9 protein-coding genes are annotated in these 7376 nt (G+C 66.3%); 3 read left to right on the top strand and 6 right to left on the bottom strand.

Annotated elements, in window-relative coordinates:
* Both Q8K49_RS14310 and rimM read left to right on the top strand, forming a co-directional pair.
* Nucleotides 1–288: hypothetical protein (locus tag Q8K49_RS14310; RefSeq protein ID WP_305306766.1), on the top strand; the 288-nt coding region annotated here is incomplete at its 5' end.
* A 141-nt stretch (nucleotides 289–429) separates the two neighbouring features.
* Nucleotides 430–957, top strand: a complete 528-nt coding sequence (gene rimM, locus Q8K49_RS14305) for a ribosome maturation factor RimM (RefSeq protein ID WP_305306765.1) — start codon at nucleotides 430–432, stop codon at nucleotides 955–957.
* Here the strand turns inward: rimM and Q8K49_RS14300 are convergent.
* The 5 genes from Q8K49_RS14300 to Q8K49_RS14280 all read right to left on the bottom strand — a co-directional run bounded on the left by Q8K49_RS14300 (nucleotide 954) and on the right by Q8K49_RS14280 (nucleotide 5571).
* Entirely contained in the window at nucleotides 954–1775 is an 822-nt protein-coding gene (locus tag Q8K49_RS14300) for an enoyl-ACP reductase (RefSeq protein ID WP_305306764.1), read from the bottom strand. The two genes, rimM and Q8K49_RS14300, sit on opposite strands and share 4 nt — an antisense overlap.
* Nucleotides 1776–1800: 25 nt before the next feature.
* Nucleotides 1801–2919, bottom strand: coding sequence for a Fic family protein (locus tag Q8K49_RS14295; protein WP_305306763.1), 1119 nt, complete (start codon nucleotides 2917–2919; stop codon nucleotides 1801–1803).
* Nucleotides 2920–3054: 135 nt separating this feature from the next.
* Nucleotides 3055–4296 (bottom strand): beta-ketoacyl-ACP synthase I, encoded by a 1242-nt coding sequence (fabB, locus tag Q8K49_RS14290; protein ID WP_305306762.1) that lies wholly within the window; start codon nucleotides 4294–4296, stop codon nucleotides 3055–3057.
* Between the two features lie 55 nt (nucleotides 4297–4351).
* Complete coding sequence (fabA, locus tag Q8K49_RS14285; protein ID WP_305306761.1) at nucleotides 4352–4882, bottom strand: 3-hydroxyacyl-[acyl-carrier-protein] dehydratase FabA; 531 nt, start codon at nucleotides 4880–4882, stop codon at nucleotides 4352–4354.
* A 131-nt stretch (nucleotides 4883–5013) separates the two neighbouring features.
* On the bottom strand, nucleotides 5014–5571 hold the full coding sequence (locus tag Q8K49_RS14280) for an SH3 domain-containing protein (protein ID WP_305306760.1): 558 nt from the start codon (nucleotides 5569–5571) through the stop codon (nucleotides 5014–5016).
* Nucleotides 5572–5615: 44 nt separating this feature from the next.
* On the opposite strand from Q8K49_RS14280, the gene Q8K49_RS14275 reads away from it, so the two are divergent.
* Entirely contained in the window at nucleotides 5616–6602 is a 987-nt protein-coding gene (locus tag Q8K49_RS14275) for a D-glycerate dehydrogenase (protein WP_305306759.1), read from the top strand.
* On the opposite strand, the gene Q8K49_RS14270 is transcribed toward Q8K49_RS14275, so the two are convergent.
* Entirely contained in the window at nucleotides 6599–7339 is a 741-nt protein-coding gene (locus tag Q8K49_RS14270; protein WP_305306758.1) for a molybdopterin-synthase adenylyltransferase MoeB, read from the bottom strand. The genes Q8K49_RS14275 and Q8K49_RS14270 overlap by 4 nt on opposite strands.
* Nucleotides 7340–7376: the final 37 nt, after the last annotated feature.

The following is a 7376-nucleotide window of genomic DNA, read 5'->3' as shown; positions in this document are numbered from 1 at the left end:
GCCGCCGCCAAGGTGGAAGCCGCTGAAGCCGCCCAGCGCGCCAAGGAAGAAGCCGCTGCCGCCGCTGCTGCTGCGGCCGCCGCTCCGGCCGTTGAAGAAGCTCCGGCTGAAGCCGCTGCTGAAGAAGCCCCGGCCGAGGCCGCCGCTGAAGAGGCTCCGGCCGCTGAAGCGGAAGCCGTGACCGAGGAAGCCCCGGTGGAAGCCGTTGCGGAAGAGGCTCCGGCCGAAGCCGCCGCTGAAGAAGCCCCGGCCGCTGAAGCGACCGAAGAAGAAAAGACCGAGGCCTGAGTTGAAAACCCTCTCCCAGCGGGAGAGGGCGGGGCCCGCGCGCGTCAGCGCGTGGGAGGGTGAGGGGTCACGGTGGGTCCTGCGGAAACGCCGTGCCCCCTCACCCCTGCCCCTCTCCCCATGGGAGAGGGAGTTCCTGCGATGACGACCGACACCAAACTCGTCCTCGTCGGCCAGGTCGCCGGCGGGTTTGGGGTCAAGGGTGAGGTGCGGGTCACCGCCTGGACCGCCGACCCCAGGACTCTGCTGTCCTGGGGGGTGCTGTTGCGAGCCGACGGTTCGCCCGGCCTGACGCTGACCTCGGGACGGCCGGAGAAGTCGGCCGTGGTCGGCCGCGCGAAGGAAATCGCCACCAAGGAACAGGCCGACGCCCTGCGCGGCCTGAAACTGTACATCCCGCGCGACAAGCTGCCCGAGCCGGATGAGGACGAATTCTACCTGACCGATCTCGTCGGGCTGGAAGCGCGCGATCCCGACGGCCTGGTCCTGGGCACGGTCAAGTCGGTGCAGAATTTCGGCGCCGACGACATGCTGGAGATTGCCCCGGCGCTGGGCGGCCCGACCTGGTACCTGCCCTTCACGAAGGACGCGGTGCCCGCGCTGCATATCGCCGACGGCTGGCTGTTGGCCGTCAAACCGACCGAGATCGGCGAGCGCGAACCGGACTAGGCTTCCTCGTCCGCCGCCATGCCCATCATGTGGAAGCCGGCGTCGACGTGGATGACCTCGCCGGTGGTGGAGAAGCCGAGGTCCGAGCACAGCCAGAGCGCCGCTCCGGCGACGCCCTCCATCGAGGTGTCCTGCTTCATCGCCGACAGGGCCCGGCCCTGGCTGATCATGCCGCGACCGCCCGAGATGCCGGCCAGCGACAGGGTGCGCATGGCCCCGGCCGAGATGGCGTTGCAGCGGATGCCGCGCGGGCCCAGGTCGCGGGCGATGTAGCGGGTCGCCGCCTCCAGGGCCGCCTTGGCCACGCCCATGGTGTTGTAGTTGGGGATGGCCCGCTCGGAGCCGAGATAGGTCATGGTCACCAGCGAGCCGCCGTTGGGCATCAGCTTCGACGCCCGTTTGGCCACGTCGACGAAGCTGAAGGCCGAGATGTTCATGGCCAGCAGGAAGCTGTCGCGGCTGGTGTTGTCGACAAAACTGCCCTTCAGCTCGTCCTTGTTGGCGAAGGCCACCGAATGGACGACGAAGTCGATTGTGCCGAAGGCCTTTTCCAGCTCGGCGAAGGCGGAGTCCATCGAGGCGTCGTCGGTGACGTCGGCCTGGATCAGCAGTTTGGCGCCGACGCTTTCGGCCAGCGGGCGGACGCGGCGCTCAAGCCCCTCGCCCATATAGGTGAAGGCCAGTTCGGCGCCCTGGGCCGCCAGCTGGGAGGCGATGCCCCAGGCGATGGAGTTCGAGTTGGCGACCCCCATGATCAGGCCCTTCTTGCCCTTCATCAGTTCGCCGGTGGGGAAGTTCCAGGCAGATTCAATGGCCATGTCGTCTACTCCGTGTTGCCGATCCTCACCTGAAGACCAAGCGTCCTTCAGTGATGTCTATTAGTTCTCTAAGCGCGAAAACAGCGGGGGTCCGACCTGAGCCGTCCCTAAGCTTTTCCACCATTCCCGCAGTCTCGAAAGCCCGAAGCATATTGTTGGCTGTGACCCGATTGTTGAAGCCCGCGCGCCGGGCGAAATCAGGCGCCTGTATGACGGGCTTGGCGAATAGCGTGTCCACCGCGGCGACCGCGAACCGAGAGTGGGTGAGCTCCACCGCACGCTGCTTCATCTTCTCGTAGAGATCGTGGATGGCCCGGACTTTTTCGATGTTGGCCTCAGCTTGGGTCACTACCGCCCTAGTGAAAAAGATGAGCCAAGACTGCCAGTCTCCCCGGTCTGTTATCCCCAACAGCTTGTCGTAATACTCGTCCCTGTTACTTTCAAGAAACTCAGACAGATAGAACACCGGCTTTGTTAAAACGCCTCTTTTGTAGAACAAGAGCGGAATTAGCATTCTCCCCAAGCGACCGTTGCCGTCCATAAATGGGTGAATGATTTCGAATTGCGCATGCGCCAGCGCCACCTGAAGAACCGGATCAGACGCCTCGCTCCGCAGGTACGCCTCCCACTGGTCGAGTGCCGACTGCATAACTAACGGGTTCGGCGGAACGAAGCGGGCTCGATCAATCGTGTCGCCACGTCTGCCGATAAAATTCTGCTCCTGCCGGAAGGCTCCTGGCCGCTTGTCCCGGCCACGAACGCCCTGCATCAACCTTTGGTGCGCGGACTTGATCATCGACAACGACAAGGGACGATCAACAAGGCTCCCCTCAGCGATTTTCACGGCAGCGCGATAGTTTGAGATTTCCTCGAAGTCCCCCCGCGCGCGCTCGGAATCGAGCGACAGGCCAGCGTCGTGCTGTAGCACTTCGTCCAGCGTAGCCTGCGTTCCCTCGATCCGGGATGTCAGAACGGCTTCGTTGACTGTTAGCGGCGAGAGCAGAATCCCCGGGTCGCGCAAGGTCTGCAGCATTCCGTCATAACGAGCGAGCGCGGCGTTGGCTTTGCCTGTTTCTGGAAGAAGGGCGCGCCAATCGAGATTGTCGGGGGGCAGAACGTCGGGAATGCAAGGCAGCCTGGACAATCTCTTCTCCTTAGCCTCGTCTAGTCACTCGACAAGGTTTTGGAAAGTCAAAAGCCATTCTAATTTACATTCTGGCATTAACGACAATTGGATTTTTCGTGATTCGTTCAGCGATAGGTCAAGGCGGTTCCGACTTTACGCAGGGCGTCCGAGCTTGCTGAGGATCAGCGTCCCGTTCGTCCCGCCAAACCCGAACGAGTTGGACATGACGTGCTTCAGCTCGCCGTCGTGGCGTTTGCGCAGGATCGGCATGCCGTCGAATTCGGGGTCGAGGTTTTCGATGTGGGCGCTCTCGGCGGCGAAGCCATGCTTCATCATCAGCAGGCAGTAGATCGCCTCCTGCGCTCCGGCGGCGCCGAGCGAGTGGCCCGTCAGCGACTTGGTCGAGGAGATCATCGGCATCTGGTCGCCGAAGACGTTGCGCACCGCCCCCATCTCCCTGGAGTCGCCGACCGGGGTCGAGGTGCCGTGCGGATTGAGGTAGTCGATCCTGGGATTGCCGGCCATTTCGAGCGCGATCTTCATGCAGCGCTCGGCGCCCTCGCCTGAGGGGGCGACCATGTCGTAGCCGTCGGAATTGGCGCCGTAGCCGGTGACCTCGGCGTAGATGGTCGCGCCGCGCGCCACCGCCCGCTCATACTCTTCCAGCACCACGATGCCGGCGCCGCCGGCGATGACGAAGCCGTCGCGGGCGGCGTCATAGGCGCGGCTGGCGACCGACGGCGTTTCGTTGAAGTTGGACGACATGGCGCCCATGGCGTCGAACATGCTGGACATCGACCAGTCGATGTCCTCGACGCCGCCGGCAAAGACCACATCCTGCTTGCCCCAGGCGATCTGTTCGGCGGCCGCGCCGATGCAGTGGGCGCTGGTCGCGCAGGCCGAGGAGATCGAATAGTTGATCCCCTTGAGCTGGAACCAGGTCGCCAGCACCGCCGAGGGACCCGAGGCCATGGCCTTGGGCACGGCGAACGGGCCGATCCGCTTGGGCGAGTTCTTCTCGATCGTGGTGGCGGCGGCCTGAAGGATGACCTGGGTTGAGGGCCCGCCCTCGCCGACGATCAGGCCGATGCGATCGGACTGGATCTCCTCGGCCGTCATGCCCGAATCCTTCAGCGCCTCCTCGAAGGCGATGTGGCCCCAGGCCGTGCCATTGGCGAGGAAACGGGCGGCCCGGCGGTCAACCAGAGGGGCCCAGTCCTCGGCCGTCACGCCCAGCGCCGGCGGAGCCCAGACCTGGGAGCGGAAGCCGTATTTGATGTGGTCCGGCGCGGCGACCACGCCGGATTTCGTGTCGCGCAGGGACGCCGCGACCTCATCCTGGCCCGTGCCGATGGAGGATACGATACCCAGGCCGGTGACGACGACACGCCGCATGATGGTTTCCTTCTTGAACTGAGTTCGCCGCGTTGGCCGCGGTCTGGAATTGACGTCAGCCGCCGACGGGTTCTGTCGCGCCGAACAGGCCGACACGCATGTCGGTGGCCGTATAGATGGGAACGCCGTCGGCTTCGAGCACCCCGTCGGCGATGCCCATGACCAGCCGACGATTGATCACCCGCTTCAGGTCGATCTTGTAGACGACCTTCTTGACGTCAGGCTGGACCTGGCCGGTGAATTTGACCTCGCCGACGCCCAGCGCCCGGCCTTTGCCGCCGCCGCCGATCCAGGCGAGATAGAAGCCGACCAGCTGCCACATCGCGTCCAGCCCCAGACAGCCTGGCATGACCGGATCGCCGATGAAATGGCACTGGAAGAACCAGAGGTCAGGATGGATATCCAGCTCGGCCTCGACATAGCCCTTGCCGTGCGCGCCGCCGTCGGCGTTGATCGTGACGATCCGGTCCAACATCAACATGGGCGGGGCCGGCAGCTGGGCGTTCATGGGCCCGAACAGCTCGCCCCGGCCCGAGGCCAGCAGGGCCTCATAATCGAACGACGACGAATGTTTGGACTGGCTCAAGGAGGCTCTCGCTTTGTGGCGGCCCGGCACGCTTTGCGTGGCTGGGGCCGGTGTTGCCTTCGGGTTACACGACGGGAACCGACGGCTCAACTTTTTAGCGGGCCAAGCGAAAGGCGGTGGTCGGCGGACGCCTAACGCCCGCGTCCCGCCGGGCGGGCGGCGCTGCACAGGGCCCGTTCCTGACCGCCGAAGACGTCGCGCTGGCGCACGAAGCCCCGCATCCGGCGCACCCGCACCTCGCACCAGCCGTCTTCACAATCCTCCATCGACACCAGGGCGTGCGGCGTCAGCCGGGCCCGCAGTGAAGCCGTCGTGGACGGTCCCGAACGGATCGGGATCTCCGCGTCGGAGGCGTTTAAGGCGCTGCGGCGGCTGGACACCACGCTGCGGTGAACCCAGGCGACGCCGCCTTCGGGATCGCAGATCTTGCGCCATTCCGCCGTCTCGGCGACCACCTGCACGGGCAGGCCCGAAACCTGGTATTCCCACAGGATGCGATAGTCGAGACCGGGACCGAACCGGGCCCGGACCTCGTCGGACTTCAGCGACAGCCAGCGCGGCACGGGCTGACCGCTGGGCGTTGGCCGGCCGTCGGGCATGACCTGGCCCGCCCCGGCCAGGACGGCGGCGGTCAGGACAGCGCCGAGAACGGCAAATCGTTGGAAGCGGGAGCGAGCCTTGCCAGACACCGGATGCGCCAATAAGCCGAAGTGATTGAAACCGAAGGCCGCCAATGTCCGCGCCCAGACTTAAGGTCGTGTTAACCAGACGGCTGCCGGACGCGGTCGAGACGCGCATGCGCGAACTGTTCGACGCCGAGCTGAATCTGACCGACCGGCCGATGGACTGCGCCGCACTGGCGGCGGCGGTGAGCTACGCCGATGTACTGGTCCCGACCATCACCGATACGATCGACGCCGCACTGATCGCTGCGGCGGGCGATCAACTGAAGATGATCGCCAATTTCGGCGCGGGCGTGGATCACATCGATGTCGACGCGGCCGTGGGGCGCAGCCTGATCGTGACCAATACGCCGGGGGTCCTGACCGAGGACACGGCGGATCTGGCCATGGCGCTGATCCTGGCGGTCAGCCGTCGCATCGTCGAGGGGGCCCAGGTGGTGGCCGAGGGCCGGTTCGAGGGCTGGACCCCGACCTGGATGACCGGGCGCAAACTGTGGGGCAAGCGGCTGGGCATCGTCGGCATGGGCCGCATCGGACAGGCGTTGGCCCGGCGCGCCAGGGCGTTCGGGATGCAGGTCCACTATCACAACCGCAAACCCGTCCCGGCCATGATCGCCGAAGAGCTGGGGGCCACATACTGGGACGATCTGGACCAGATGCTGGCGCGGATGGACCTGATCTCACTGAACTGTCCGGCGACGAAGGAGACCCACCACCTTCTGTCGGCGGAGCGGCTGGCCCGGCTGCAGCCGCAGGCCATTCTGATCAACACCGCCCGCGGCGAGCTGATTGACGAGGCGGCCCTGTCAGACGCCGTGGCCCGCCGCGCGATCGCCGGCGTAGGTCTGGACGTCTATGAGCACGAGCCGGCCATCCACCCCGGCCTGCTGGGCCACGCCCATGTCGTTCTGCTGCCCCATCTGGGGTCGGCGACGCTGGAGGCGCGGCAGGATATGGGGGACAGGGTCATCACCAATATCCAGACCTTCGCCAACGGCCACCGGCCGCCGGACCGGGTGATTCCGGCCATGCTCTAGCCGGCCGCGCAGACCGCGCAGGCCGGATCGGCGGCGACGACGACCGTCCGCGCCGTTCCCGCCAGGCCGTCGTAGATCAACAGCCGTCCGGTCAGGGCCTCGCCCGCGCCGGTGATCAGCTTGACCGCTTCCAGCGCCGTCATCGCTCCAATGACGCCCGCCAGAGCCCCGATGACGCCGACCCGGGCGCAGGTGTCGGCGTCGGGCGGAGCGTCCGGCACCAGACAACGGTAGCAGGGCCGGCCGGTGAAGACGCTCACCTGCCCGCTCCAGCGTCCCAGCGCCCCGGACACGAGCGGCGCGCCCGCCGCGACGCAGACCGCGTTGATGGCGAACCGGCTGGCGAAATCGTCCGTGCCGTCGATCACCACGTCACACCCGGCGAGCAGGCGCGACGCGTTCGCCGCCTCCAGACGCTCCGCGACCGCCTCGACGGCGACATGGGGATTAAGCGCCGTCAGGTTTGCGGCTCCGGCCTCGACCTTGGGACGGCCGACGTCGGCGCCGCTGAAGGCGATCTGGCGCTGCAGATTGGACAGGGCGACCGTGTCGTCGTCGATCAGACGCAGCGTTCCGACCCCCGCCGCCGCCAGATACAGGGCCGCCGGCGCCCCGACCCCGCCCAGGCCGACCAGACCCACGCGGGCGGCCCTCAGCCGTTGCTGTCCGGGGCCCCCGACCTCGGCCAGCACCAGATGGCGGGCGTAGCGTTCGATTTCATCGTCGGAGAAGGTCACCGCACCCAGTTAGGGCGTGCGGACCGACAGGTCCACG

The organism is Brevundimonas sp., assembly GCF_030682035.1.
Taxonomy (GTDB): Bacteria; Pseudomonadota; Alphaproteobacteria; order Caulobacterales; family Caulobacteraceae; genus Brevundimonas.
The sequence above is the reverse complement of the archived record's forward strand: the minus strand, read 5'-3'. Positions and strand labels throughout refer to the sequence as shown.